This is a genomic window from Luteibacter aegosomatissinici, from assembly GCF_023078495.1.
GTDB classification, from domain to species: Bacteria; Pseudomonadota; Gammaproteobacteria; order Xanthomonadales; family Rhodanobacteraceae; genus Luteibacter; species Luteibacter aegosomatissinici.
In genome coordinates this window covers 2,890,845-2,915,808 of the sequence record NZ_CP095742.1, presented here as the reverse complement: position 1 = coordinate 2,915,808, position 24,964 = coordinate 2,890,845, and the positions used below count along the sequence as shown (strand labels likewise).

Annotated in this window: 25 protein-coding genes; 18 read left to right on the top strand and 7 right to left on the bottom strand. The window is 61.8% G+C overall.

Going from position 1 to position 24,964, the window contains the following annotated elements:
• Positions 1-1,271 precede the first annotated feature (1,271 nt).
• Positions 1,272-1,544: a hypothetical protein gene (locus tag L2Y97_RS13125; RefSeq protein ID WP_247427210.1), complete on the bottom strand. Its 273-nt coding sequence runs from the start codon at positions 1,542-1,544 to the stop codon at positions 1,272-1,274.
• A gap of 1,804 nt (positions 1,545-3,348) precedes the next feature.
• Positions 3,349-3,696 (bottom strand): hypothetical protein, encoded by a 348-nt coding sequence (locus tag L2Y97_RS13120; protein WP_247427207.1) that lies wholly within the window; start codon positions 3,694-3,696, stop codon positions 3,349-3,351.
• A 192-nt stretch (positions 3,697-3,888) separates the two neighbouring features.
• On the opposite strand from L2Y97_RS13120, the gene L2Y97_RS13115 reads away from it, so the two are divergent.
• From L2Y97_RS13115 to L2Y97_RS13080, 8 genes are all read left to right on the top strand, one after another.
• Entirely contained in the window at positions 3,889-4,695 is an 807-nt protein-coding gene (locus tag L2Y97_RS13115; RefSeq protein WP_247427205.1) for a hypothetical protein, read from the top strand.
• Positions 4,696-4,871: 176 nt separating this feature from the next.
• Positions 4,872-5,120, top strand: a complete 249-nt coding sequence (locus L2Y97_RS13110) for a hypothetical protein (RefSeq protein WP_247427202.1) — start codon at positions 4,872-4,874, stop codon at positions 5,118-5,120.
• A gap of 275 nt (positions 5,121-5,395) precedes the next feature.
• Positions 5,396-5,623: a hypothetical protein gene (locus L2Y97_RS13105; protein WP_247427200.1), complete on the top strand. Its 228-nt coding sequence runs from the start codon at positions 5,396-5,398 to the stop codon at positions 5,621-5,623.
• Between the two features lie 198 nt (positions 5,624-5,821).
• Entirely contained in the window at positions 5,822-6,061 is a 240-nt protein-coding gene (locus L2Y97_RS13100) for a hypothetical protein (RefSeq protein WP_247427197.1), read from the top strand.
• A gap of 394 nt (positions 6,062-6,455) precedes the next feature.
• Positions 6,456-7,043: a hypothetical protein gene (locus tag L2Y97_RS13095; RefSeq protein ID WP_247427194.1), complete on the top strand. Its 588-nt coding sequence runs from the start codon at positions 6,456-6,458 to the stop codon at positions 7,041-7,043.
• 319 nt (positions 7,044-7,362) lie between these two features.
• Entirely contained in the window at positions 7,363-7,554 is a 192-nt protein-coding gene (locus L2Y97_RS13090; protein WP_247427192.1) for a hypothetical protein, read from the top strand.
• The gene (locus L2Y97_RS13085; RefSeq protein ID WP_247427189.1) at positions 7,554-7,946 is read left to right on the top strand and encodes a hypothetical protein; all 393 of its coding nucleotides are present in this window, start codon (positions 7,554-7,556) and stop codon (positions 7,944-7,946) included. Before L2Y97_RS13090 ends, L2Y97_RS13085 begins: the two co-directional genes overlap by 1 nt.
• Before the next feature lie 156 nt (positions 7,947-8,102).
• Positions 8,103-8,795, top strand: coding sequence for an ankyrin repeat domain-containing protein (locus tag L2Y97_RS13080; protein ID WP_247427186.1), 693 nt, complete (start codon positions 8,103-8,105; stop codon positions 8,793-8,795).
• Positions 8,796-8,853: 58 nt separating this feature from the next.
• On the opposite strand, the gene L2Y97_RS13075 is transcribed toward L2Y97_RS13080, so the two are convergent.
• Positions 8,854-9,807: a hypothetical protein gene (locus L2Y97_RS13075; RefSeq protein ID WP_247427183.1), complete on the bottom strand. Its 954-nt coding sequence runs from the start codon at positions 9,805-9,807 to the stop codon at positions 8,854-8,856.
• A gap of 462 nt (positions 9,808-10,269) precedes the next feature.
• Complete coding sequence (locus L2Y97_RS13070) at positions 10,270-10,854, bottom strand: hypothetical protein (protein ID WP_247427180.1); 585 nt, start codon at positions 10,852-10,854, stop codon at positions 10,270-10,272.
• 501 nt (positions 10,855-11,355) lie between these two features.
• Between L2Y97_RS13070 and L2Y97_RS13065 the strand changes: the two genes are divergently transcribed.
• The 4 genes from L2Y97_RS13065 to L2Y97_RS13050 all read left to right on the top strand — a co-directional run bounded on the left by L2Y97_RS13065 (position 11,356) and on the right by L2Y97_RS13050 (position 14,031).
• Complete coding sequence (locus L2Y97_RS13065) at positions 11,356-12,033, top strand: ankyrin repeat domain-containing protein (protein WP_247427177.1); 678 nt, start codon at positions 11,356-11,358, stop codon at positions 12,031-12,033.
• Between the two features lie 140 nt (positions 12,034-12,173).
• Positions 12,174-12,644, top strand: a complete 471-nt coding sequence (locus tag L2Y97_RS13060) for a hypothetical protein (protein ID WP_247427174.1) — start codon at positions 12,174-12,176, stop codon at positions 12,642-12,644.
• The gene (locus L2Y97_RS13055; protein ID WP_247427171.1) at positions 12,641-13,192 is read left to right on the top strand and encodes a hypothetical protein; all 552 of its coding nucleotides are present in this window, start codon (positions 12,641-12,643) and stop codon (positions 13,190-13,192) included. Before L2Y97_RS13060 ends, L2Y97_RS13055 begins: the two co-directional genes overlap by 4 nt.
• Before the next feature lie 233 nt (positions 13,193-13,425).
• Positions 13,426-14,031, top strand: coding sequence for a phage N-6-adenine-methyltransferase (locus L2Y97_RS13050; protein ID WP_247427168.1), 606 nt, complete (start codon positions 13,426-13,428; stop codon positions 14,029-14,031).
• Positions 14,032-14,403: 372 nt separating this feature from the next.
• Here L2Y97_RS13050 and L2Y97_RS22545 read toward each other — a convergent pair whose 3' ends face one another.
• Both L2Y97_RS22545 and L2Y97_RS13045 read right to left on the bottom strand, forming a co-directional pair.
• A complete protein-coding gene (locus tag L2Y97_RS22545; protein WP_425492857.1) occupies positions 14,404-14,883 on the bottom strand; it encodes a helix-turn-helix domain-containing protein in 480 nt (159 codons plus the stop codon).
• Between the two features lie 695 nt (positions 14,884-15,578).
• Positions 15,579-15,755, bottom strand: coding sequence for a hypothetical protein (locus L2Y97_RS13045; protein ID WP_247427167.1), 177 nt, complete (start codon positions 15,753-15,755; stop codon positions 15,579-15,581).
• A 250-nt stretch (positions 15,756-16,005) separates the two neighbouring features.
• Here L2Y97_RS13045 and L2Y97_RS13040 point away from each other — a divergent pair, with 250 nt between their 5' ends.
• The 4 genes from L2Y97_RS13040 (at position 16,006) to L2Y97_RS13025 (ending at position 20,202) form a co-directional block, all read left to right on the top strand.
• Positions 16,006-16,884 carry a LysR family transcriptional regulator gene (locus tag L2Y97_RS13040; protein ID WP_247427164.1) on the top strand — a complete coding sequence of 293 codons (879 nt, stop codon included), beginning with the start codon at positions 16,006-16,008 and terminating at the stop codon, positions 16,882-16,884.
• Positions 16,885-17,362: 478 nt separating this feature from the next.
• Positions 17,363-18,016 (top strand): hydrolase, encoded by a 654-nt coding sequence (locus tag L2Y97_RS13035; RefSeq protein WP_247427162.1) that lies wholly within the window; start codon positions 17,363-17,365, stop codon positions 18,014-18,016.
• A gap of 264 nt (positions 18,017-18,280) precedes the next feature.
• Entirely contained in the window at positions 18,281-19,552 is a 1,272-nt protein-coding gene (locus tag L2Y97_RS13030; protein ID WP_247427160.1) for an alginate export family protein, read from the top strand.
• 191 nt (positions 19,553-19,743) lie between these two features.
• Positions 19,744-20,202: a VOC family protein gene (locus L2Y97_RS13025; protein ID WP_247427157.1), complete on the top strand. Its 459-nt coding sequence runs from the start codon at positions 19,744-19,746 to the stop codon at positions 20,200-20,202.
• Between the two features lie 575 nt (positions 20,203-20,777).
• On the opposite strand, the gene L2Y97_RS13020 is transcribed toward L2Y97_RS13025, so the two are convergent.
• A complete protein-coding gene (locus tag L2Y97_RS13020; protein WP_247427155.1) occupies positions 20,778-21,233 on the bottom strand; it encodes a MarR family winged helix-turn-helix transcriptional regulator in 456 nt (151 codons plus the stop codon).
• A 154-nt stretch (positions 21,234-21,387) separates the two neighbouring features.
• Here L2Y97_RS13020 and L2Y97_RS13015 point away from each other — a divergent pair, with 154 nt between their 5' ends.
• Together L2Y97_RS13015 and L2Y97_RS13010 are read left to right on the top strand one after the other, a co-directional pair.
• Positions 21,388-22,308, top strand: coding sequence for an AraC family transcriptional regulator (locus L2Y97_RS13015; RefSeq protein ID WP_247427152.1), 921 nt, complete (start codon positions 21,388-21,390; stop codon positions 22,306-22,308).
• A 183-nt stretch (positions 22,309-22,491) separates the two neighbouring features.
• Entirely contained in the window at positions 22,492-23,529 is a 1,038-nt protein-coding gene (locus L2Y97_RS13010) for an alpha/beta hydrolase (RefSeq protein ID WP_247427149.1), read from the top strand.
• The last annotated feature ends 1,435 nt before the right edge of the window (positions 23,530-24,964 follow it).

The following is a 24,964-nucleotide window of genomic DNA, read 5'->3' as shown; positions in this document are numbered from 1 at the left end:
AAATGGCCATCCAAACGTCTCACCGGGTTTTGGGGATTTGAATAGGAAAGGTTCCTATGCGGTGCGCGCAATGCGCGGGAGTGCGCGCTACGTCACTGTTGGGCTTGCCGGTCGAACGGCATGAGCGAGGCTGCGGACAAAAACCATTCCCGGTCCTGGCCCGCGCTCCATGCCATGATGTGCCGGTTATGCGCATGAGATCGCGACGGCCACGCTCTGCTTTCCACACCGCCGCACCGCTGCGTCGCCCGATCGCGACGCGATAAGGCGGTAATATCGCTCGCTCAAATGCTTCGGCTCGGCAATGGCGTGGAAGCGAAGACGTTGATAGGACGTGGCCCATGTGCAGGGTCGCGACATGAAACGCACTTGCGACATGATCAGGGCGTCATGCGACGCGATTAGCCGTATAGCGACACTTCGCCACCTTACCGCCCAACTGGCAGGGGAAGGGGAGGTGTCACTGGCCGCGCAAGGTGCCGCTGGGGCTGCTTGACCGAGGATCAATGGCGCGGTCTGCCTGATGGGCCCGCATCTCTGACGCGGTCGCTTGCGAAGTCGAATGGGCCATCCGGCGGCCTGGTGGTTGGACGGTCGCATCCCGCGACGGCGCCTTAGACGATTGAGCGGATACGCTGCTTTTCGATACACGGTCAAAACCTTTCAATTTGCCACCAGGGTCTCTTTTCCTGCGACGACGCATGTGACACGCTTTCGGGGTCTTCGGCTTTCGCTGTTTTCCCGTCGATCCCGGAGGCAAGCTGGTCCGCTTCGCCGGGAGGCGTGGGCGGCTGGTGACTTACTTGGGGCACGTCCGCCATGCGGTCGTTCGCGCGGCCGTATGGGTGTCCGAAGGACCGGCTGACATCAGCGGGGGCGGGGATCGGGGTGATGCCGGTCCTCGCCAGTTCGGGCCGCCGCGCTGCCGAGTTCAATGAACGAAGCGCCGACGCCAACAACGGGTGCCGTGGCGCGGCCGATTGTCCATGAGACGTTGGGTCCCTGCATGCCTGCCGAACACACCACCCCCCGAGTCGGAATGTCACCGGTGGGGAGGTGCGCATGAGCGCGTTGCCGGAAAGCCGCCCGCCTGCCCGCCAGAAGGCAGGAGGACCGGTCATCCATGACGACAGGGACGACAGCGCAACAGGAAGGAGGCACCGGCATCGCGCGATGCTCACGCATGGTGGCGCGAGGGTCGCGGACCCGGAAGGATTTGCAGACGTGGTGCCCAGCCAGTCCGCCGCCTCGTGGCGGATCAGATCGAAAACCTAGCCTTCCTCGTCGGAGGTGTGCGCGCCGTCGATCAACAGGGCGATCTCGTCGGCAAGCACGATCATGGCCAGGCCCAGATCACCCTCCTCGGTCGGATCTTCTGATAGGGCATCAACAACGCGCTGCGCCGTCTGGGCGACCGTCTGGAGTTCCGCCCTGCCAGCGAACTTGGCGACGTCGATCGCGAGCAGGCGTGCATTCCTGTGGTCGCCCGCTTCGACGGCGGCCGCCAAGTGCGTCGCGGTGGCAATCACGTCTTCGAGCGTCATGACCGAGTCCTGGCAATAGAAGGTTCATCCTAGTGCGCAAGGCGGAGCGCGGCCACCGGGTCTCTCCACACAAAGGAAAGGTCTTGCGGACGGGCGTCGTGGCTCCTTCCAGGGCTGTGTGCCGTGTCTCGCACCCTGTCCGGGTCGCAGGCACACCCCCGGATGACACCGCGGGCCGGTGCTGGGCGAGGGGTTAGCGCAACGTCGGCATAGCCCAAAGCACCTTGGCCGCGGCTGCAGGGACTTCTTGGTCCGTCAATCTGCCGTCAGCATGCTGGTTCGGCCTTCTTGGGTCAAATCCACGCAAAATGTCATGCGGGCCGACTTCGCTGTGCCGTGAGCGGCGCCCAGGGAGCCCGCAGTTCCGATCGTGGAATGTGTCACCGTCACGGAGATGTGGCTATCCGGGCGAAATCTGTGTGCGGGATTGGTCGCGCGGCACCAGCAGCCGGGGATCGCTTGGACGTGACCCATGGTGGAGAACGAGGTTGCCACGGTGTTGGCTGCTTGGCCTGCCGCGCTCGCGCTTTGGATCATTTCCGTGACGGTGCGCATCTAGATCGCCCGGCCGGATGTGTGGGCGGCGTGATCCATGGAGCCCACGAGTTGTAATGTAAGGGGGGCTGACAAGGAGCCCTGAAGCGCCGTTGAAAGCGAGATGGCGCTCGACAGTGCGCGATGCAAATGAATCTTGGTGGGAAAAGGCGCCACCACGCGTAGTGGTATGTCCAAGGTTGGGCTGACTGAAACGATCGCGATGTCCTACGCTCGGCCAAACGCGTAGCAAACGCAGCCGGAAGACAGTATGCACTTTCGTGTTTGAGCCGTCGCCCTAAGTGCAATGCTCGCCTCGGCGATCCTCCCGGGGCGCTGCTTCGGACAAGCACAAGACGCAGGTCGCGTCGTGACATCGGTGCCTTGCGCATTCCACGGGGACGAGCCGAAACCTGGTCCTGCCTGTCTGCTCGCGCATGAGGGCTTGGGTGCACTTCCTAAGGGTCCGCTGTATTGGTACATCGATGTATTCCCGACCGCCAGGAGTGCAGGTGCTGATAAAGGCCATCATGGTGTGGTTGTGGCGGACTTCGGGAAAGTATGGCTCTTCACCATTGCCAGCAAAGGTTGTCGACCGCTGAAGGGCAGCCATGTGGCGAGCATTGGGCCGTTGCCCGTCGTCCAGGCAAGGTCCTTCAGCGCGGAATACGTTCATGCCTTTTTCGCCCCGCGAATGAGTGCACCGGCGCACAAGCACTCCGGTCCCGAGGCTTCCTATTCGCTCGATGGCGATACCTGCCTTGAGATGCGAGCGGGCGTGCACGCCGGAAGGGGCCCTGGCAATGTCGCGCTCATGCCTGCGGGCGAGCAGATGCTACTGATGGCCATTGGTTCCATCCCACGGCGCGCCTTTGCTCTTGTCCTTCACGTCCCGCCACGACCCGCCACGACCCGCCACGACCCGCGTTGAGAGTTGGAAGCCAGCGGGACTGTGCCATGCGAAGCTTGCCAATGTTCAATGCGTTAAGGAAAGATCGGCCAGTCGAAAAAATGGGAGCATGAGATAATTTGACTGGCCCGCTTTGCGTTCACCGATGAACCACGTCACCCTGGCACGCCATCCGCACGACGGTGCGCGACAGTGACATGCCTTGGGAAGGCAGGTGGGCCGTGTTCTTTGACGCCGAGGGTGCGATTCGGGCGTTGGTCGGGTCGCATCGGCCCTCCCATGCGACGGTGGCGTTCGGATGCGAAATGCAGCTCACATTACGATCGGGCTGTGCGATCGCACGACACCCGCCCCTCCCGACTACTGTTCGGCCATCTCGCAGTTCACGTCGACTGCGGCCACGTACGTTGTTTGCTTCTCGCCTGTGGTAAAGCCTCGTAGGAAGCTGAGCACCATCCTCCCGTCGGCTTTTGGCTGATAGTAAATCTGGCGGGCCACCTGGTTGTCGCTCGTTGTGCCACGCGGGTAGATGCCCCAGATGAGTTGATCGCCCTTGAAGCAGCGGATGCTGAAGTTTGCAATATCCGAGCGTGGCACCATCTGGTAGGGCGTGTTCTGATAGGACGTGTTGGATGCCGAAGGCATCTGCTGCGCGACCGCTGGAGCAGCAAGCAGGGCCAGAAGTAAGAGAGTGCTTGTGCGAAGCATGGCTATATCCACATGGTAATACGTCGTTAGCGGCAAGCATCAGTAAAGCTTGAGCCGAGCGGGCCGCATGGTGCCACGTGCTTGGGTGCGGTCGCTTTCCCGATCCCTGAGACGCCGCGTGCTCGCCTTGACCGAGGAATTCGAGGCGCAGAGGGTCGACCCGGCGTTCGCCGGCCCGAGGGAAGCCGATGGGTGCAAGTGGGCCGCGTGGAAGCGGTAAACTCCCCGCCGGTCAAAATCACACCAGGGATGAAAATGGATAAGCAAGGTCTGGCGCCCGCCGGAGATATCAGCCTCAAGCAGGCCAGCGACGTCATCGACCTCCTGGCCAACGCTGAGCGCTACCGGTCCGGCCACAATCCCTTCGACGTCGGCAAGGTCATTGTCACGGTTTACTGGTGGTGTCTTCCGCCCGTCATCGCGTCCGTCGTCATCCTGTATGGCGTCGACGCCTGGCTTGGCCGGTCGCCGACCGAGCAAAACGACCCTATTCTTTATCAGCTGACGGACGTCATCTCCATCGGCGCGCTTGTCTTGTGTGTGGGGACCCTTCTCGTTGTCGGTGCCATCCTCCTGTTTAACAAACAGTGGTTGCGGAAAAACGACGCCCACCATCTGCGCTCAGGGTACGGGCTGCATGAGCAGCAGGTCAGGTCCATTGCGGTCTACCCGCTGCCGGTTTTGCAAAGTGTGGCCCGTTACTTCGACCAGCGCCTTTTGTCTGACCGGGGTGTCCACACGTTTTTCTTCGGCAAGGGGGAGGTGAGCCTTGCGACCATTGCCGTCGTGCTGACCTCGGTCAAAACGCTCAGCGACCTTCACGTTATCGGGGTTTCGCCCGCCAGCCGCCAAATCCTGTTGTCCGTACCGCTGTCCTTGCTGGGCCTTCTGGTGATGAGCCTGTTCGTGCGCTGGATTCGCAAGAGGGAGGACTACCAACGCGGGTTGCTCGCCGACGCCATCGCCATGGTGACCGAGCGGGACAGCAAGACAGCCTGAGCGTTCGTCAGGACAGGCCCGCCCCTATCCTCATTCGTGCATCCTGGCCGCCGAGCGCGCCCTGGTGTATTGGAAGAGCCGGCCGGCGACCGGCCATCGGGGTGATTGGTGCTAAAGTGCTTTAAGTCATGTGCAGACAAAAACCCATCCCTTGGAAACGCCGAGCATGGGCGGCCATGCTGTTTGTCTGGGGCGTTGGCCTTATGCTCGCCGCCCCCAGTCGCAAACACTCGTTGGCAATGGGGGCCTTCCTCCTCATGGGGTGGCTAGAGGCGTTCGTGCCAAGGCCGCCGTTCTTCCAGCCCTTGGCCAAAACCGTCGATGGTTACCGGACCGGTCTGTACCCACGTCCCCGCGTGCTGGATCTGCTGGTCGCCCTGACCGTGTTCGGGATGATGATCGCGGCCATGCTCACGGACGAGTGAGGGCAAGCTTGCATGTGCTGGGAGTGGACGATGCGTTTCGTCTCACCCTGCGTGGACCACTTCAGCACGCGTGATCGGTCTGAGGGGTGTGGGCATGGCCAGCACCCCTGCGGTTGACGACGACTTCGAGGATATTCACATGTGCCCGCGGCCCACCAGTCACCAGGAGAGACGTGGGAGAAAGCTTTTGATCTGACCGGTGTCATCCCCGTCGGATTGACCTATGCGTCACTCTTGCAAGCGGAGGCGGGCGTCGTGCAGATGCTTGTGAGCGGATGAACGTTGCAGCAAAGAGCTGCGCGTCGCTCGATATCCCGATGATTCGTCGGCACATTGGCGCGAGCAAGCGCCGAAAGAGGGCCGAGCTTATCGAAACCCGCAGTGTGTCCGGGAACAACAAGATGTCCTCACACAGCCACATGGGCAAGCGCCGTCCAGACGACGACGGCGAGCCCGAGAAGATCAAAAAAGAGAAGAGATATGTCACGGTTTCCCCCGTATAGCTTGCCGAAGACGACGGGATGAACACGGTAGGCTCCCCGTCTGGACGCCCGACACGCATCCGGGAAGAAGGACTTTCCCGCTTCCATGGTGATCGCATTCCGATGAGGTGTCCGGAACCGTGTAACGCGTGCCTCACAGGCAAGCGTCCCTCCCTTTTGCCATCATGAGCACGTCAACCGGCCGGGGGAAGGGATGTGATGGAGGAACTCACGAATGGAGGGCTTGTCCTGTTCGAGAACGGGGTCGCCCTGGAGCCGGTTGACCCCACCAACCTAATCGCATGGAACCGGACCGGCAACCATCTGACGGTGGTCGTTCGCCGTCAGGGCGCAGCGCACACCATTGCCCAGGCTGTGCGGGTGCCGGTGATCCCGGGCAATGAGGAAGCGCCCACCATCCTCGCTTCCTGGATCCCGCAAAAGCCGCTGCCCTTGTAGCGGGCGGTCGGGCTGGCGACATCGGTGCCGGACCACTGGCGCTGCCCAGGACGGTCGGCCTGTTCGGGTCTGCGGTTGGCGGTAAAAAGGGCCGCCCACGCAAGGTTGCGAAGGCACGGGATGATGGCGTGATGGCCCGACATCGCTGTACCCACAGGCACATCCTTGCGTCGACTGTTCGGTCTGGAGGTCATCACGAGGCGACGGCAAACGCGACACACCCGATTTCTCACGCGTGTTCGTCACCATGCAAATCTCCGTGCGTGCGAGTGTGGTTCGCAAGCACGACATGACGTGTTGCGCGTTGCAGGTGTTCATTTGAACCATTCCCGGGAGCCTTGACAGCCCGGTGCGGGGCGCCAGGATGGATTCATCAATCACCAGGAGTTCTCCCATGACCGTCTCGCGCCGCGCACCAACCGCCAGGTTGATGCGCACATACTTCTCCGACATTGGCTTTGTCCTTCGGCACCAGGTGGTGGCCATGAATGCGCCGGAGCGCTGGTGGCTCACGAACAACGATCAAACAGTCTATCCATTGCCCGGTGGAGTAGGGGATTCGGGGGAGGGGGAAGGCGGCTTCTTTCGCACTTCACAGAGATTGTGGCGCGGCTGGGCCGCCAACCTGGCGCGTTTTGAGCGCGAAGCCCATTGCGTTGCATTGATTGCCAACCGCCTGGCGGGCGCGTCGGCAGAGGAGCGTGTGGAGTTCGACCGCTGGGTCCGCTCGGAAGGGGACTGCTTCCCTGACACGCTCGACGGGACGCCCTTGGACGTGGATGGAAAGCCCGTCGACGAAACAAGGTGGCCGTGGTCAGCCATGCGTTTTTCCAAGGAGACCGGTCAGCTCGAATCCAGGGGCTGGCCCTGGGACGCCCACCCCGTCGCGAGGACCGCTGCCTGGGACGTCCTGCGCAAGGCGGGCTGGGCTGAGCTTGCCGGGCAGCTCTCTGTGTTCGATGTGCGTTCGCCTGCGCTGTAGTTCTCCGCTGTCCGATCAGTGGTCTTGGATGGCGTCTCTGGCGCCCGTCGTCGTCCTTCCGCCTGACCATTGGTGGACGAGGGTGATGCAGGCACGGAGACCACCCGGCATCGAGACGGCAGCCTCAGCCGGGGCGGTGGTGCGCAGCGACGTGCCGCTTTGTCTGCCCGGGCACAAGCGGGCCTTGGCGTCATTCCGTTACATGTAACGCCTCGCGTTCTGTCACACGTAACGCCCCGCCGGGCAATCGGTCGCAGCACGCTTGACGAAACGCCAATTGTCGTTAGCTTGGATGGACTCTCCCAACCAAGGACCCTCCATGCAGCTGACTGTGACCATTGATCTCAAGCACCGTGCCTTTGACGAAGGCCAGGGCGTCGAAGTGGCCTCAACCCTGCGCAAGCTCGCCGAGCGCATCGAGACCCTGTCCGGTGAGGACATCGAAACATTCAGCACGCGGGTGCACGACACCTGTGGCGTGGCTGTCTGCACAGCCGAGGTAACGCCGTGATGGAAGACGAGGACCTGCTGAGCGCCTTGCAACGAATCCTCGCGGTCTCGGGCCAAGTCCTGCTCGTCGGTGATGACATCGTCTCCGGCGACATCGTCGGGCATCGATGTGTCCTGGTGGACATGGATCCTACGGTGACCGCTCGGCTCTTCTCGTCCATGGAAGAGGTGAGGGAGGAGGTGGAGGGCATCGTGCAGCACTCGCTCAACGCACTCGGCGGCCGACGCTACGTTGAGGCCATTGGCCGGGGTGACATCGAGCGTGACGAGTTCCTTGCGGTTGCCGGCCGCGAGGGGCCATTGTGGCTCGCGAAAGGCGAGAAGGCCGTCCTCGGCCAGTCGCTCGAAAACGTTCCGGTCGCACCGAGCACAGCAGCGCAGAGGCGTCTTTAGGTTCCGAGAAGATCCGCCGACGCGTAACACGTAACGCTTGGATGCCGTTACATGTAACGCGTGCACGCCAAACGACTTGGACAACATGCCGTGCGCCCCCTTGACGACCTCAGGATCCTCGTTAACGTGGAAGGAGTCCCCCTTTCCGGAGCTCCCGTGAACGACCCCGTCCGCCTTCCACCCACGACCCTTGGTTGGGACTCACCTGGCTTCGGTGATGCCCATGGTCCCTACCGCATCGGTCGGCGGGAACTGCAGCAGCAGTTTACTCCTGACGAACTCGAATCTTTGGGTTACACGTTGGTTGACCCGTCACTGGGGTATGCGTTCGACGACCCGAGGCGGCGTCAGAGCGACAGTTCAAAACAGGAAAAGGTGGACGAGACCTTGCCGGGCCTCCATTTCATGCTCGAAGCGGCCCTGAATGAGCGGGACATGCCGGCTGCGCATGCCGTGCTCCGTACTGGCCTGCGGACGGACCTCGACTGCATGAATTTCGGGTGTGACCCGACAGGTGAGGAGCCGCCCGAGGTCGCGGACATCTCGGCCGTGGCCTTTGCGACGCTGCTCGACTCCGAGTCGGGCAACCTTGAGTTTCTCCCATTGCTCGCGCAGTTCGGGGACCTCCAGCAGGTCGACACCCACGGTCGCACGCTCATCGCCTATGCCGCGAACCCCGCAGTCATCGGATTTCTGCTCGACGCCGGCGTCCGCATCGATGCCGTCGATGAAGACGACGTCCCGGTGACCGAATTCCTGGGCGAGGAGAACGCCCGTCTCATTGAGGCCATGCATCTCGAACGGGCCCTTCCACAGGGGCTGCCGAGGGAGGCAAGCCCGCGCCTTTGAGGTGAGGCTCTCGACCTGCGTGGCCCGAGCGCCCGGCCGGGAGCCTGATCACCCGGAATCACCCTGGCGTGTGGCGTCGCGTTGGGACAGTCGGCTGGATTTTCGTGTCCAGGGCGGCTGTCTCCTCATTCTGTGGCACCGCCACCTGCGCCAACTCATCGGCTGGTCTGTTGCCGGCAGGGTTGGCGTCACACGATGCGCCGCTGTCAGCGGCGCACGTAATGGTGAATCCCTCGCCCCCTTTATCGGTTGTCATGAATACGTCGCCGAGGGTCTGCAGCGCAGGCAGCATCTGTCGCACGGTTTCGGCCGTGACCCGTAGCCATCCATGGCAGCCGAGCATGCCGTCTTGGGAAATGGGCTCGAAGGCATTGAGGAGCACATCGATAAACCGGTAGCAGTTGACGGTAGCCAGGTCGACGACATGCTTGCGGGCTGGTCCCTCCTCTGCCTCGCGCCCCATGCAGTCTTCAAGGTCAGTCAGCGTTGTGCAAAGTACCGAATGCCCGGGCGGTTCGACGGTTCCGTCAGGCTTTTTTGTGCCAGGTTGGGCCCGGCTGTAGGCAAGATAGTGAATCCAGGTCAGTCGATCATCACCAGGCTGCGGACGGCTGCTCGACCATGTTTCATAGTAATCATTGAGTTCGGCGAGTGCGGGTTCACGTTCCATGTTGGCGTCGCGCGCTCTTTCGTTCGCGGCCGCAAGCTCCTCCTCAGATTCTTCCTTGAGGAGGAAAGTGCGTATTGGAAGTGAAGGCGCATCGAGCGGCGCCATCAAGGTCCTGAATTCGGCGGCACTGCCACCGTTGGCCTGGATCACATCGGCCATGATGATCCACTTTCCCGTCTGCCGGAGCGATTCCATCTGGCTCTTGCGCCAGGGGCCTCCTGCGACAAACTTCGCGCGCCGGTGAATATCAATGAAGCGGTGGGCGCCGTCCAGACCGAAAACCGGCCCTGCACCATTGATGGATAGCGCCGGTTTTCGGGTGTTGATATTGGCGAGCGTCATGCTCCCATCCGGAGGCGGGGCCTTTTCCACCCGCTTGGCCTGGAACAACGCAACACGTGCCGTGGTTTCCGATTCCCACACCACGAGGGCGAAGTCGGCTCCCCGGCGGGCCTCGGAACCCGTCACACTGTCGGTACTCTTGTCGTATTGGCCCCAAGCCACCTTCGGTTGTCCCGGGGGGCCGTTTGGGGCTCCGCCTCGGTGCCCGGCGCTTGGACCGGCGCAGACGCGAAGACAGCGGTACTCACGGGCAGGGTAGCCACAAAACCACCGAGGATTGCGGCGGTGATGGTTTCCTCGTCCATGGTTGCGAGGAGCCCGCTTGCGGCCATCTGGTTGAGTGTGTGCCGGAATGCTGCCTCAACGGGCCCCGGGATTCCTTCGCGTTTTGCATACTGCCCGAGCATCGCCTGCCGCAATCGGTCCATGGTTGCCTCCTCGCCTGGTAGGGCAAGGATACGGCTACAGGCGCCTCCGGGGTGAGGTCGGGGCGTTCGCTGCCGATATTGCATCTGAAAGCGCTTGGCGAGCCTGCAACTGTGTATACCGATCGATGTAGATGCACAGCCGCTCACTCGATCGCGCGCCGGAGGCCCTGCATTCTGCCTCGATGGCAGCGACAGTTTCGAGCCAGGTGTCATCAAGGTCCGCGATTTTCAGTTCGCAGTAGGCGAGTCGCTGGAATCCGCAGGGTCGCAGGGACTTTGCTGCAGGATGGTTCAGGGCGCAATCTTCCCGGGCACGCTGCAGAATCTCTACACGCTCGTCTGGAAGGGCTGTGCGGTACCAGCTACAAAGCAGCCGGTATTCGGTGTCGGCGTTGAGAATACGCAGGGACTCTTCCAGCCACCAGACCCATAGGCCGCCGTAGTCACTGAACGATTGTGCTTTGAGTCGGGCGTTCGGACGAGAAACGACCCAGTGATCGAACGTCGCCTGTGGGTTGTGCACGAGGGCATAGCCCAGCTCGGAGAAATACGCGGTCAGAACCTCCGGCGGCGGCGGGCTGAAGAAGCCGGATGGTCGTCGGGTAAGGCGGATGCCCACGTCGAAGCTCCCAAAGACAACAACGTAACGAAGACGGCGGCGTTGTCAAGCTGATCGAGGTGGCGCCCAAGTTGCCGTCGCACTCGGTTTGTCTCCGGCCATGACTCGACGCACTCAATCACCATTGGGGATTCGGGGGGCGTTGACCCGCTGCCCGCCCGGTGGCGGACCGGAGTCCGCCTCGAGCCTTTGCATGGAGGCTCGTTCAGACGACGGCAACAAACCATGGCAGATCCACACGACCTGGACGCCCTCGGTTTGGCGAAGGTCTTCGAAGACCAACAGCCCGCCCGTGCCTTGGAATACTCGAAGGATGGATTGCCGTTATAGCCCGGGGAGGGCGCGGGACTTCGCGACCGTTCTCCTTGCGTAACACGTAACGCCTGGATGCCGTTACATGTAACGCGTGCACGCCAAGCGACTTGGACAACATGCCGTGCGCCCCCTTGACGACCTCCGGAACCTGGTTAACGTGGAAGGAGCCCCCGGGAGATAGGCCCAATGTCGAGTCCAGCACCCAACGCCACCACCTCGTGGGAGGGCAAGAGTGATTTCGACGAGCGCAACGGGCCGATGGTGGTCTCCCCCAGTGACCTTGAAGCGAAGGCGTCGAAGGCGGTCCTCGAGGCGGCTGGCTATGGGCGCATGGCGCGCCAGATTGAGGGAGCCGGTGACCGGATGCAGGACTTCTTCCGGAAGGTCATGGGCGATGACGGTGTACTGGCACCGTCGCACTGCCTTCCACAGGCCCTCGTCAGGCGTGATCTCAAGGCGGTCACCGCGCTCATTGAGCTTGGCGCTGCCGTTGATTTGCAGGTTTGCGAAGCGGTCATCAATCGCGACGGTGTTGAGATGGAAGTAACGCACGTCACCGCCCTGACGCTTGCGGTGATGCTCGACGCCGAACGCGATCGCCTGCGTTTCCTGCCAGTCGTTGCCGCCAACGGCGACCTCCGCCAGATAGATAGTAACGGGCGCACCTTGCTTCACTATGCCTATAGTCCTGTGACCGTCCGCTATTTGATGGACGCAGGCCTTTCCCTCGACACACCGGACGTCCATGGCGAGACCCCCCGCGACCACATTCCGTCTGCGGTGCTCGCAAACGTTGAACAGGGGTGGCTGGCGCGTGTGCTGTCTGCGGCCGGGATGGTGCCTGGGCCGCAATCCCGTCTTTGACTGCGGGCGGCACCTGACGCAAGGTATCGTGGCGTCCCCAGGGCGCAGCGGCATCACGACGGTGGCCTCCGCTTGTGCGTCATACCCGCCGCCCTGCATGATGCCTCCGCCGACCCGATCGGTCTGACAGGGAGTATGTGGTGCCCAAGGAATCCGTCGTCGACCTCGTTCCAAAAGCCCTCTATGACCTTTATCGTGCTGCGGGAGCCGGCGAAGACAAGCTGCCGCATGACGAGCAAAAGCAAAAACGTGCCCGCGATGTGGCCATCCGTTTTGCGCAAAAGTGCAAGGCACGTGTCGAGAAGGAGGCAGGCGGCGCGCTCAATCCGCATGCGCCAGGGACCAAACGTGCCCTTGCTGGCGACGTCCTCAACCACCGGGGTATCCGGCGTGCGCTGTCGATGATGGACGACGGCGACTGGGTTGGCGTGGAAGTCGCTGCCTTTGCCCATGGAATAAGCAAACTCTCCCTGGAGCGCGCCCTCAAGGCGCATTTCGAGCCCGAGCTAACCGAGGAAGAGAAAAAGAGGGGCGTGCTGCCACCATTGGCCTGGCGCGTGCAGCTCATCAACCTCAAGCACGCCCGCCGCAAGGAGCACAGGCGCTCATGACGAGGGGAAAGGATGTCCCGGAATTCGAGAAGGTGCCACTGCCGCAGTCCGTGGAGTTTGAGGTGCGCTGGGAATGGGTGCGTACCGACCTCAACGTGATCCTCGGTGGGACCAGACACTTTGCAGCCATGGGCCAGCATCCGCCCACCACGACCAGTGCCGAGGCCGTGGTCGCGACCGGCGAAGGCACCGAGACCGTCGATCCGGTCAAAGTGCTTGAGCTGGGCATTGAGTTCGTCGTTCGCCTCGCCGCCGATGGCACGATTGAGGCGGTCGTCGGCTCGCCGTGTGTCCCGGGCCTCACCCCGGAGGTGCTCGTCCAGGCGATGCGGGGGCAGGGCATGGCGGTGCGGGTCATGTCCGCGTTCGAAGCGGTGACCCTGGCCTGGGAAGACAACACTGCGCGGACACCCTGGGTGGACCTGGTGGAAAGCGCATTGGAGGTCATGATGGAGTCCGTCCGCACGGGGGACGCCATGACCTTGCGCCGCGTGCTACTCAAGGAGCTGCCCGAGTCGTCTGCGGGCCGTGTTCACCACCCGCTTTGAGCGGGTATCCCGCATCCCAAAACAGTCAAATGCCTCCTGCCGTCAAGGCGGAATGATGGCGCAGCCTGGGTCCGGTGGCGTGGAAAGCCCCGGATGCATTCCCGGCGCCCTCGGTGCTGGCCTTGCTGTGCTGCGGTCGGGATGGGGTCCTGGTTGTCAGGCCACCGGGGATCACGCTCGACACGGGGCTGATCCCCTCAAATCTCCATTGCTCCCATCACTGGAGCAACGCAATGGCCCGCACCACCAAACCCGCTGCACGCACTCCCATTCCGTCCCGGACGTCGGCGCTCCGCACGCCGGGCAATCAAAAGTCCGCTCCCCTGCGTGGCTTCCAGCATGACCGCACGAAGGGCGAGGAGACCTGGCTCACCCCCCGCTGGCTGGTTGACGCACTGGACCTTCCCCACAATGCCGACGTCGACCCTTGCGCGCCGCCGGTGCGCCATTGGAAAACCGCCCGCCGGCATTTCAACAAGGTCCAGGACGGTTTCAACCGGCCGTGGGACCCGGCGCATTTTTACTGGGTCAATCCGCCCTATGGCGCCGAGTGCGGGAAGTGGATGGCCAGGCTCGCCGACCACGGCAATGGCCTTCTGCTGGTGTTCGCGCGCACCGACACTGCCGCGTTCCACGAAAGCGTGATTGGCCACCCCAATGTCGCGGGTGTCTTCTTCATCCGCGGCCGGCTGAAGTTTGCAAATGGCGCTGGCGAACAGGTCGGCACCGCTGGTGCGCCGTCGATGCTTGTGGCTTACGGACGCCGCGCGCTTACGGTCATCCGCCGGGCCATGCGGGACGGAGCGCTTGAGGGGCACCTCCTCGAGCTTTCGAAGTAGGTGCAGGCGCGACCACTCATCGCCCGGTATTTGCGTCCGGGCGAATGAATACGCATTTGTTGGGCGGCGCGTGGTGGACGACGGGGCGTCGCAGGAGGGATTGGTATCGGTCGGATTCTCCGCTGGCCCCGTGGAAATTCAGAGGGTGGGGGACGGTGGCGCGGGAAGCAGTATCGCCACACCGCCCAGCTGCCCCTGCCGACAACGGCCGCGACGCGACTTATCGATCCCGGGTCTTCGGCAATGTGCAGCCGGATGCTACTTAGGGGAGTGGGACCGTGCCCAGGCGCAAGACATCAAAGCCGGATTTCAGAAGGAACGCGTACTGTCAGTGAGATCTGGAATCGCCGACTTTTGGCTTTTTATGCGATGTCAGTCCACGACGGACTGTGTCGGGCGCTGTTCCGTGGACCGCCCTGAATTGACGTCGGTGTATGCGGCGCGTTCCGCCTTACGGAAGGCACCGGGTGTCATGCCAGTCTCTGCCTTGAATACTCGGGTAAAGTGGGCTTGATCACTGAATCCACATGCCGTGGCGACCTCAGACAGCGACGGAACATCCCGTCTTAGCGCGTCTACCGCCGCCTCAAGACGAACCGACCTCAACCATTGTCGCGGGCTCTCTGCAAACGTGCCCCGGAACGCCCGAAGAAATACACGCGGTGTCATTCCACATGCGCCTGCGAGCTCCGCCGTCGATGATCCTTCCGGCAGTTTCGCGCGAACCACTGCAATGATGGAGCGTACCTGCCCGGATGTGAGTTCGGATTTTCCGGCGGAGTAGGTGATGCCGGCTGTGGCAGCGCGGTGGGCGAGCAGTGCGCGGCGGACATGGTGACGAACGGGTTCCATCTCACCGCCACTTGCCGCGCCAAGGAGGACAAGAGCAGCGTTCAGAAGTCTGTCGAGCCGTTTACACGTCGCAAGAAGGGCAGGCATTGCATGCGGGTGTCCGTCAGCATCAATTGATTCGGATTGTTGCGCTTGACCCTGGAATGTGGAGGGTCGGCTGGGTTCGAGCATCTTTACCTCGGTCATTGGATGATGGGTCGTGACGGTGGCTCCCGACGGTGGCAAGCGGGAAGCCCGCGAACAGCGCAGACCTGTCGTCACTTCGGTCGTGACGCTTGCCGCCATCCCGCGTGCATCGAGGCAGTACATGTCACCCCTTGCTCGCATGGGCCATAGGCAGGCATGGGTCTCTGATCACTGATTCAGGAACCTCTCATCGGGCATCAGCCCCGGGACGGACGCTTCGAAGGTGTTCCGTTACTCAGGCCGGCTCGCGATCGTGTAGTCGGCATCGTTCGTTGTTGATGTTCTACACCGCACGCATCAGTCGCAAATTTGCCATGTTTGGCCCATGGAACTCCCTCAGCCGCTCTTGCGCAGTGACGCCGCCCAGCGAGGCGGGGTTCCCGGTGATGGTCAGTGATACTGTATGGCCGGAACCCGTTCAAACATGACAAGCCCGCCGGTCTGGCAATTGCGCACTATGGCATCGTACTGGGTACCGGGTTCGTTGAAGCAGGCTGGGCTGTTTCTGACTACCCTCCGATCGCATCGTGGCCAACGGCCATTCCCGGCTTTGAGTGGAATTCGCTTGATGACACCGAAGCCCAGCGCAGCGTCAATGTTGCAGGCATGGCAGGATTGACGCCCATCGGGATGCGCAAAACTCCGAAGCCGCGTTCCACATGCAAAAGAGCCGCCATGTCGGGCATGTTTCGGTTCGCTCTCGTCCCGTGCGGAGTCGAAACGCCGACAGGACTGGTCGTACCCGGCGGCTTCAGGTTGACCGCCTGGGCACATGCGCGATTCAAGACCGATGGAAACGTCATGGTTATTGTGTGTTTCTTGACTGGGCTGGCTGGGCGTGAAAGTGTGCTTTCGAGCCCCATTATTTCGGTGGGGAAGCGCAAGCGATAGGGTGCTTTCGTGCCACGCTGTGTCGCAAAATGGGGAACGCTAACGATGGACATCGAGGATCTGCGTACATTTGTTGAAGTCGCTGACGCGGGTGGGGTCTCGGCTGCAGCAGCAAGGCTTGGGGTGTCGAAATCCATTGTCAGCCGGCGGCTCGCGCGCCTGGAAGAGGAGCTTGGAATTCAGCTCCTTGCCCGAACAACGCGCGGGGCCTCTCTGACAGAGGCCGGGGCCCTGTATCGCGATTTCGCCGCGCGCGCTTGTACCGAGATGGAGGTGGCGAGGGAGACCATTCTTCCCTCCGGCGAACTGCGTGGCAGGTTGCGCATCGCCGCACCGCTTTCCTTTGGTCCCACGCATGTCGCCCCGGTGCTTGCGGACATGGCGCGACGTCACCCTGCGTTGCACATCCATGCCTCCTACAGCGATCGCTTCGTCGACATCGTTTCCGAGGGATATGATTGCGCGGTGAGGTTTGGCTATCTCGCCGATTCCAATCTCGTCGCCCGCTGTGTGGGGCCGATTTACGGGAGTCTCGTGGCCAGTCCCGATTACATCAAGGCGTTCGGTGCCCCGCACAGGCCCTCGGAGGTCACGTCCCACGAAGCGCTGATGCAGGGCACCGAGGTCTGGCACTTCATGGACGGCGAGTCCGTCGTCGTGGTCCACCCCAGAGGCAGGTTCAAGGCCGACAACGCCGTGGCGCTCGTTGCAGCGGCTGTTGCAGGACTGGGCATTGCGTGGCTTCCCGATGGCATTACTCGTGAGCACATCGAGCGCGGAAGCTTGAAACGCTTGATGGTTGATCATCCAGTTCCCCCGGGCGGCATCTATGTGGTGAGGCCGAGAAGTGCCCATCCGCCACGAAAGGTGCAGGTTCTCACTGAATTGCTCTCGGCATGTTTTGAGGCGCGTCCTGACACTTGATGTCGCGCTGCGCGGCACGCGCGGATGCGGACCTTGATACCTGGAAATGGTCACCGGTCCTGCGTGAGAGGGCTTGACCATGCCCGCGAGCGTCTCTTGTTGCAATCCTCCGGCGGTGCACGGCCCGATTCAGGACACAACCTGGTTGCAGACGCAGACTGTCGTTCACGGGGTAGCAATCCTTTTTGGTCCTGGCGGCGTGCTGATCATAAAGTCGCAAACCCTAAAGACACCGGGTTCCTTGGTGTGTTGCCGACCGGAATAGACAGCATCAAGCTGGCGTTGACCAATTGGTTTCGATGACTTCTGGGCGGTACCGGGACTTGAGCGTTCCATTTGACGCGACACAGCAAGCCGCTGCATACGGCTACCCTGGAAAAAAGCTGACAAGCAGAATGCTGGCTCTGAAGAGCGAGCGGGTTTGCACGCTTTCCCGTTGAGCCCTTTCTGACTCCCGCCAACAAAAAAAGGAACGCGCATGACCTTCCGCAATGGTCTCGACTCGCTGCTTCGGCCCGAGGACTCGGTACTCGTCTTGATTGACCACCAGCCCTATCAGCTTGCCAATGTCAACAGCCACGACCCCCAGGCCGTTGTGAACAACACAACCGCACTGGCCAAGCTTGCAAAAGCCTTTGGCGTTCCGACGATCCTCACAAGTGTCATCGCAGCCCGTGGTGGTCTGCTCTTCAAGCAGGTAACCGACGTATTTCCTGACCAGGAGGTGATTGATCGCACCTGGGTAAACACGTGGCAGGACAGCAACGTGGTCGACGTGGTCAAGTCGACAGGGCGAAAGCAGTTGATCATCGCCGGGCTGTGGACAGAGGTCTGTGTAGCGATGCCAGTCGTCCAGGCGCTGGGGGAGGGCTGGGACGTGACGGTGATCACCGATGCGTGCGGAGGCGTCTCCGTCGAGTCCCACCAGGTCGCCATCCAGCGGATGGCGTCCGCTGGCGCAAACCTCATGACGCTCATGGCGCTGTGTGGCGAATGGCAGCGCGACTGGGCGAGGACGGAACATGTTGAGGAGCTGACAGACATCATGATCCAGCACATCGGTGGGAGTGGTGTCGCCTACCTGTGGGAGCAGCAACTTCTCAGGACGCAGCCGGGCAAGGACGCGGGCTAATTCGGGATGCGTGGCGGGAACGGGGGTAATGCGTTGCGCGTGACTGTGGGTATTTTGGCTTCCGCCCCCCCTGATCCCGCCATGTCCGGATTGCCACAGGCTTCGCGGAAAGTCGTCCGCCAAGCGCGGGCACTCCGGATGGCTTTCATGCGGTGCCTGGTAATTGCCGCCGTGGTCCTCTCGGCAGGCGCGAGGGCCCAACTATCGACCAACCCGGATCGTGCGCCGACGCTGACGATTGAACGGTACGCCGAGGATTGGACAATGCTCAGCAATCCTGCCAATCGTACCGGTCGGTGGACGGAGGGGTTCAAATATATTTCTCTCAACGACACTGGCACGGCCTATTTGACGACTGGCGTTGAGGCGCGTATTCGTTTTGAGAGCTACCGAAACGTCAACTGGGGTTCGTCTCCGGACGACAGCTACGTCTGGACCCGCCTGATGCCCTTCGCTGACGTCCATCTCGGCAATTTCCGCGTGTTTTTTCAACCGATATCCTCTGCGATCTCCGGGACGGACAGGCCGAAGGGGCCGGCGGATACCACAGCCACCGACGTATTGCAGGCCTTCGCCGACGTTGAGATCCCCGTTGAATCCAATGGTTCACTGCGGCTCTCAGTCGGGAGAAAACTGGTGTCGTTTGGTTCCGGACGCTTCATTGACCGGCGGTATGGCACGGGGGTGCCGCTGCCCTTCGACGGTTTTGAGGCCGTGTACGCCAGTTCAGTGAATCAGCTGTCTGGCTTTTATCTTTATCCTGTCGACACGGGGCCCGGCACCTTCAATGATCATCGGTCGCACCAAAAAGCAGTGTGGGGCGTCTATGCGACGCATTGGCTCGGCCCGCAGCGCCTGGATGGGTTCGATTTTTACTGGATCGGTCTACGGGATGACCGGGCTGTGTTTGATCAGAGTACGGGCCGGCAACTGGCGCAGACCGTTGGCTCCCGCCTTTTCGCAGACGACGGAGCTTGGCATTGGAACATTGAGGGTGCACTCCAGTTCGGCACGTTTGCAGGTCATCGATCAAGGGCCTGGGGTTATGGGGTCGAGGCCGGTTATCGCTTCCGTGACGCCCGCCTGCGGCCCGAGGTTTCGCTCACGGCCGACATCGTCTCCGGTGACGATGATCCCGACGACCCGCGACTGGAGACGCTGAATCCGCTCTTTCCGAATGGAAAGTATTTCGGGGCGCTCTCTCCGATAGGCCCAAGGAATCTCATCCACGTGCGACCCTCGGTTTCAGTATATCCCGGTAGGGACGTGGCGTTGTCCCTGACCGCAGTGGGCTATTGGCGGGAGAGCACCGCTGACGGCATCTATGCAATCCCCGGTTTCCTCGTGCGCAGTGGTCGGCAAAGCAGCGCCCGCTTCATCGGCAAAGAGCTGGAGGCGGCGGCCAGCTGGCAAGTGACGCCTGAGCTCAACCTCGCCTCGTCGCTGAGCGCGTTCGTACCTGGTCAATTTGTTCGGGATACCGGACCGGCGCACACGATAACGATGGTCGGATTCCAGGCAATGTATAGGTTCTGACGGGGAATTCAGTCGTGCGGCGGCGGTGCGGAGCGGTGCCAGTTGTGATCGGATCGATTTTGCGGCTTCTTCGCGTATGAGAGTGTACGGAGCGTCGAAGACGTCTTCTGGAATGACGCAATCCATCTCCATTTCCGCTTGTGGGCATCAGAGCCTAAACACGAACACCAATTTCAACGCAGGGAGTGTCAATGGCTGTCGCCACCTTTGAAAGAAACGATCTGTCGCCTTTTGCCGACATGCGTGGTCACCACGTTGCAGTTCGCACTGCGGACATCGAAATGATGAAGCGGTGGTACCGTGAGAAGCTTGATTTCCGTGTTGTCGCCGAGTGGAGTCACGCCCATTCGGAACTCGCGTTTCTTGCGCCGCCGGCAGACGATGGCTTCCTCATTGAGATTCTGGGCGGGGATGAGGCCAGTCTTCGAGAGACGCCCCAGTTCGCGGGTTTTGGTCGAAGCCTTGCAAATCCTGGCTATCACCACTTCTGTTTGAACGTGGCCAGCGTCGATGCCACAATTGCGGAGCTCCGGGCGCGCGGTGTAGACATTATTGTCCAGCCCTTCGTCGTGGAGGCCATCGATCGCCGGATTGCATTCTTCGCCGACCCATTCGGTAACGTCATCGAATTGGCGGAGGTGCTCGCCTAGCTCGCGGTCGCCTGTTGGTTCGCACCCGTGATTGCCGTGACCTCAGGGCTTTTGTTCATGCTTGCCGTCGCTGGGTTCGAGCACCACTGAGCATCGGATTCTCGTGTCCGGCATATGCGGCTTGCTCGTGCAACACGACGTCGACGCAGGCACATTTTCAGCCGCTGCACTGATGATGGCCGGCTTCGCGAGCCGCGAACCAAAGGGGTCGGGCGGCCCGCTGGCGAGCATTCAAGAAACGTAGTCCGCCGATCCACGCAGTCCTGGGATGCGTCTGCATCGACGGAGATGTCGTCTGAGAGCGTGATCTGCACGGCATCACATCACGGTATATGGCTGCCATTGCGAAAAATGCAATGACTATCTAGCCCGCCTTCCTCGAGCTTGTTTGGCGCCGCTGAATACTTCTGCTTCGTCCGATACCAATGCGCGGGAGGGGCCCAGAGGCGCATCAGGCATAAATCCGTTCGCGATGACGAGTCCTTCTACCTGGCTCGGTGCTCGACCTCCCAAATCGGAGGCAACCCCGGTGGCGCCCTGCTGCATGGGTGGCGGATCGACGGCATGCGAACTGGTCATTCGTCGTCAGCGTTTGCAAGGAGCGAAGTCCGCATTGCCAGGACTTGGCTGCGTAGCTTCCGCAGTTCGACACGCGAAAGGCCCGTCGAGCCATCGACGCAGCGCGAAAAGTCGCTGGCCTTGTCGCGCAGGGCGGTACCTGTCGGCGTCAGTCGCACGCGCACCTGGCGCTCGTCACGGGGATCGCGGCTTCGGGACAGGAAACCCATGACCTCCAGCCGCTTGAGCAAGGGGGTGAGTGTGTTTGACTCCAGAAACAACGTGTCACCGAGCTCGCTCACAGTCCGGTCATCGTGCGACCACAGGGCGACCATGGCGATGTATTGCGGGTACGTCAGACCAAGCGCCTTGAGCAACGGCCTGTACACCCGCCCGAAGGCGTGACCGGCCGAATACAGGGCGAAACAGATGAAGTCGTCGGGCTCGGGAAGGAGTTCGGGCTGGACGGACACGGGCTAAGGACCTTGGACGGGGCTCCATTCTAATACCTTTGTATGAATCGTGCACGATAAAAGCGCGAGCGCTTGACATTCGCAGAGGCATCGGAAAAATATATCGCACACGATGCAAGCGTGCGCGATATCACTTTCGAGCTGGAACCTGATCATGGACATGCCTAACCACGGCGCCCGCAAATACACGTTTGCCGAGCTGGTCACCTCATCCGAGGGCCGTCGGTGGACGACGCTGTCTGCGGAAGTGCGTTCGCACCCGGTCAGCGAGATGCCGGGCTTGGTGCCGCAGGACATGGAGGTCTCTCTGGCGGTGCGGGGACGCCATGACGGCTGGGTCCTACGGTCAGGGGCAGGGGAGCGGCAAAGGACGCGTCCCTTGCCCGGCACGCTGTGGCTGTCGCCCATCGGCATCGCGGACACCGATATACACGTCACCCGGCCCCTGATGCGGATCCTGCACCTGTACCTGCCAGCTTCCCGCTTCCAGGTGTTGGCTGAGGAACACCACCTTCCGGCTTCGTCCGCGCATTCCATCCATTACGTGGCCGGCTTCCAGGACCAACTGATCCGCGAGCTGGGGATGGCGGTACTGGGCGAACTCGAGTGCGAGACCTCAGCGGGTCGGATGTTGGTCGAAACCTGCTCGCTGATGCTGGCGGCGCGCTTGGCGCATCGATACGGCGATGGGTGGTCGCTGCAGGTGACGCCGCCCTCGACGCGCAAGCTCGATGAGGTGCGGCTTCGTCGTGTGAAGGACTATGTTCTCGACCACATCGAAGACGATCTTTCCGTCGCGCAGTTGGCAGCTGTTGCTAACCTCAGCGTCTTTCACTTCACGCGCCTGTTCAGCGCCGCAACCGGCCTTCCTCCCCACCGCTACGTGAGTCACCAGCGGCTGGAACGCGCAATGACGCTGCTGGCAACGGGGCGTATGCGTCTGAGCGAGATAGCGCTGTGTTGCCGCTTCTCTTCGCAAGCCAGTTTCAATCGCGCTTTCCGCGCCGCCGTCGGCATGACTCCTGGTCAATATCGCCGCCTTTTCGTCTCGCAATCCGAGGACGAACCGGCATGAGCACGATGGGCAAAAAGTGCAGCAAGACCTGGAAATACGTTCGGGGTCCTCCGTGAACAGAATCGTAGGACGGCGATCCTCCTGGACACGTCCGTCCCATGGAAAGTGCAGTCACCAAGAACATTCCGAAGTCACGAAAAGCGGAATCCCAAAACCAACCGAGCATTTCCTGGAGCCGTAAACATGAATCTTCGTCGCCTGATCGCCTCCGCCTGCCTGCTGGGAGCTACCCTGATGAGCCAGAACGTCCTTGCCACTGACTCCATTGCCAACGACACCCGTTTGGACCCGACCGTCCGCACCTTCCTCACCGCGATCAACAAGGATCCAAGCCCGTTCTGGGAACTGCCTCAGCCGAAGCCGCAGGACATTCTCTCCGGCCTGCAGGCGCAGACGCCGGTTGACATGTCCGGCGTGAAGACCATCGAGAAGACCATCGTGCAGGATGGCAAGACCGTGAAGCTCTACATCATGCAACCCGAGCATGTGAAGGGTGAGCCGGGCGTACTGCTCTTCATCCATGGTGGTGTGTGGATTGTTGGCAACTTCGAGAATCACAAGCGCCTGCTTCGCGACCTCGTGGTGGGCTCGGGCCAGGTCGGTGTCTTTGTCGAGTACACCCCGCTGCCGCAGGCAAAATTCCCCACGCAGATGGAGGAGTCCTACGCGGCGCTGACCTGGGTGGCCGCGCACGCTGGTGAATTCGGTGCCGACGGTCGTCGCATTGCGGTGGCGGGCAATTCGGTGGGCGGTGACATGACTGCGGCACTCACGTTGATGGCGAAGGACCGCAAGGGTCCAAAGATCAGCTACCAGGTGCTCTTCATTCCCGCCACGGATGCCAGCGTCGACACCGAGTCCTACAAGTTGTTTGGAACACAGCGCTTCCTGGCCCGCGATTTCATGAAGTACGGCTGGGACCGGTATGCCCCGGACACGGCGAGCCGTGACAACCCCTATGTCTCACCGCTTCGAGCCACGCGGGAACAGTTGCAGGGCTTGCCGCCCGCGCTGGTCATCACGGCGGAGAACGATCCCCTGCGTGACGAAGGTGAGGCATACGCACATAAACTCATGGACGCCGGCGTGAGCGTGGCCGCCACCCGCTACAACGGTACGATCCACGACTTCGTGTTGCTGAACGCCTTGCGCCATGTGCCCTCGACCGAAGCCGCCCTTCGCCAGGCCAGCGAAGGCATCCGCGACCACCTGGCAAAATAGAGTCTGGGGCACCGTTCGGGGGCAATGCGACTCCCGAACGGTGCCTCCATTCGAGAAAGTTTGGTCGTCCTTGACGCAGCGGCGTACTCGGCCCCCCTCCACGCATGCCGTGCTCGCGGAGGTCAATCCAACGGACTCCTGAATGTGGCTGATGCGTCAGCGCTGGATAGACGTGATATTACAAACGTCGCGCCAACCTCAGTGATGAGAACAATGAGTGGGTGGTCCGTTTAAGGACGTCTTTCCCGTGTTTCATATCGCCCACGCGGCACGCACGCCGCGCGTTGCGCTGCAAAAAGGCCTTCCGGTCCTCACTCCACGGGCCGTGCTGCAGGTGCCCTGTGATTCGTCGGGCGGGAGAAGGCGATTGAGGCTTTTGTGTCGGATGCGAGGCTGGGATGCCGACCTGACGACGGGCGATGACGCCGTTAGGCGCGCGACGGTCCGCTCGTGATCGCCTTGGACCATGACGATGAAGGCGTGACGTCGGACCTGAGCTAGTGCGCTTCGGTGCCGGAAGTCTGCTTTGATGACGCGTGGCTCGAAGCCACCACTCGCCGATGGCAACCAGCGGATGCCCGAGCCACGGTTCGCCGATTTGGTCGAGAGTGGCGTTGCCGGACTGCTTGTAGGCGGCGTTGGGTGTCGGGCCGTTCGCTCGCCCTGGGTAGCTGCGTTAAGGGCGGCGGACACGACAGTGGAAAATCACCCTGACCATTTGTGTGCGCTGCCCGACCGCAAAAGGCCGGACGGACGTTGGCGTCGCTTGGCTTCCAGGGGGCGATGCGGCTGCAAAAGCTGGGTCGGCACGATGGCGGTCGCCTGCTTGACACCACCCAGTTTTTCGCTCGCCTGGGAAGCCCAGGACGTCTGCGCTCCCGAGACGTCATGACTTTAATGGACCAGCGTGCATTGTGTGGCGTTCCTGGACGGGAAGCATTGATGTCGTCAGGCAATGCGTCAACGACCCGGTCATACGCCACCTCGGCGACACCCATCCGTCACTTTCCGCTTTGCGTCCACGTGCTTTTTTCCACGCTTTGGTTTGGCATCGCGAAAGCGGGCTCGTCGCCAGGGGCAGGGGACGTGTCGGGGACGGTTGCTGCGGACGTCATCCTATCGTCTGTCCTCGGTGTCGTCGTTTGTCATGCCGGGAATGACGTTGGTCCACCAATCGTCGTATGTCGCGGGTCGTCCCGTGTGACGCAGTCTTCCCCCGCGTCGCAGCCCTCCGGATGGACCGACGCTACGGCCGAATAATCCGGGGATTCGGGTGGCATCAGGCGGCAAACGGGTGCCAAGGGGAGGGAAGTTAAAATCGTGACCACCCCCGACGCGCAGCCTTACCAACGACCACTGTGCCGGTGCGACCATTGAGAATGAGAGGGCGAGGCGGCAGTAATGGAACTGGGCGAACACCGGCGTGGTAGGCAGA

Excerpts from the sequence above, each read along its gene's own strand:
- L2Y97_RS13125 (WP_247427210.1), bottom strand. The coding sequence starts at position 1,544 with ATGACGCTCGAAGACGTGATTGCCACCGCGACGCACTTGGCGGCCGCC.
- L2Y97_RS13120 (WP_247427207.1), bottom strand. The coding sequence starts at position 3,696 with ATGCTTCGCACAAGCACTCTCTTACTTCTGGCCCTGCTTGCTGCTCCA.
- L2Y97_RS13110 (WP_247427202.1), top strand. The coding sequence starts at position 4,872 with ATGCTGTTTGTCTGGGGCGTTGGCCTTATGCTCGCCGCCCCCAGTCGC.
- L2Y97_RS13105 (WP_247427200.1), top strand. The coding sequence starts at position 5,396 with ATGAACGTTGCAGCAAAGAGCTGCGCGTCGCTCGATATCCCGATGATT.
- L2Y97_RS13100 (WP_247427197.1), top strand. The coding sequence starts at position 5,822 with ATGGAGGAACTCACGAATGGAGGGCTTGTCCTGTTCGAGAACGGGGTC.
- L2Y97_RS13095 (WP_247427194.1), top strand. The coding sequence starts at position 6,456 with ATGACCGTCTCGCGCCGCGCACCAACCGCCAGGTTGATGCGCACATAC.
- L2Y97_RS13090 (WP_247427192.1), top strand. The coding sequence starts at position 7,363 with ATGCAGCTGACTGTGACCATTGATCTCAAGCACCGTGCCTTTGACGAA.
- L2Y97_RS13085 (WP_247427189.1), top strand. The coding sequence starts at position 7,554 with ATGGAAGACGAGGACCTGCTGAGCGCCTTGCAACGAATCCTCGCGGTC.
- L2Y97_RS13075 (WP_247427183.1), bottom strand. The coding sequence starts at position 9,807 with ATGACGCTCGCCAATATCAACACCCGAAAACCGGCGCTATCCATCAAT.
- L2Y97_RS13065 (WP_247427177.1), top strand. The coding sequence starts at position 11,356 with ATGTCGAGTCCAGCACCCAACGCCACCACCTCGTGGGAGGGCAAGAGT.
- L2Y97_RS13055 (WP_247427171.1), top strand. The coding sequence starts at position 12,641 with ATGACGAGGGGAAAGGATGTCCCGGAATTCGAGAAGGTGCCACTGCCG.
- L2Y97_RS13050 (WP_247427168.1), top strand. The coding sequence starts at position 13,426 with ATGGCCCGCACCACCAAACCCGCTGCACGCACTCCCATTCCGTCCCGG.
- L2Y97_RS22545 (WP_425492857.1), bottom strand. The coding sequence starts at position 14,883 with ATGGAACCCGTTCGTCACCATGTCCGCCGCGCACTGCTCGCCCACCGC.
- L2Y97_RS13045 (WP_247427167.1), bottom strand. The coding sequence starts at position 15,755 with ATGCCCGACATGGCGGCTCTTTTGCATGTGGAACGCGGCTTCGGAGTT.
- L2Y97_RS13040 (WP_247427164.1), top strand. The coding sequence starts at position 16,006 with ATGGACATCGAGGATCTGCGTACATTTGTTGAAGTCGCTGACGCGGGT.
- L2Y97_RS13035 (WP_247427162.1), top strand. The coding sequence starts at position 17,363 with ATGACCTTCCGCAATGGTCTCGACTCGCTGCTTCGGCCCGAGGACTCG.
- L2Y97_RS13030 (WP_247427160.1), top strand. The coding sequence starts at position 18,281 with ATGCTCAGCAATCCTGCCAATCGTACCGGTCGGTGGACGGAGGGGTTC.
- L2Y97_RS13025 (WP_247427157.1), top strand. The coding sequence starts at position 19,744 with ATGGCTGTCGCCACCTTTGAAAGAAACGATCTGTCGCCTTTTGCCGAC.
- L2Y97_RS13015 (WP_247427152.1), top strand. The coding sequence starts at position 21,388 with ATGGACATGCCTAACCACGGCGCCCGCAAATACACGTTTGCCGAGCTG.
- L2Y97_RS13010 (WP_247427149.1), top strand. The coding sequence starts at position 22,492 with ATGAATCTTCGTCGCCTGATCGCCTCCGCCTGCCTGCTGGGAGCTACC.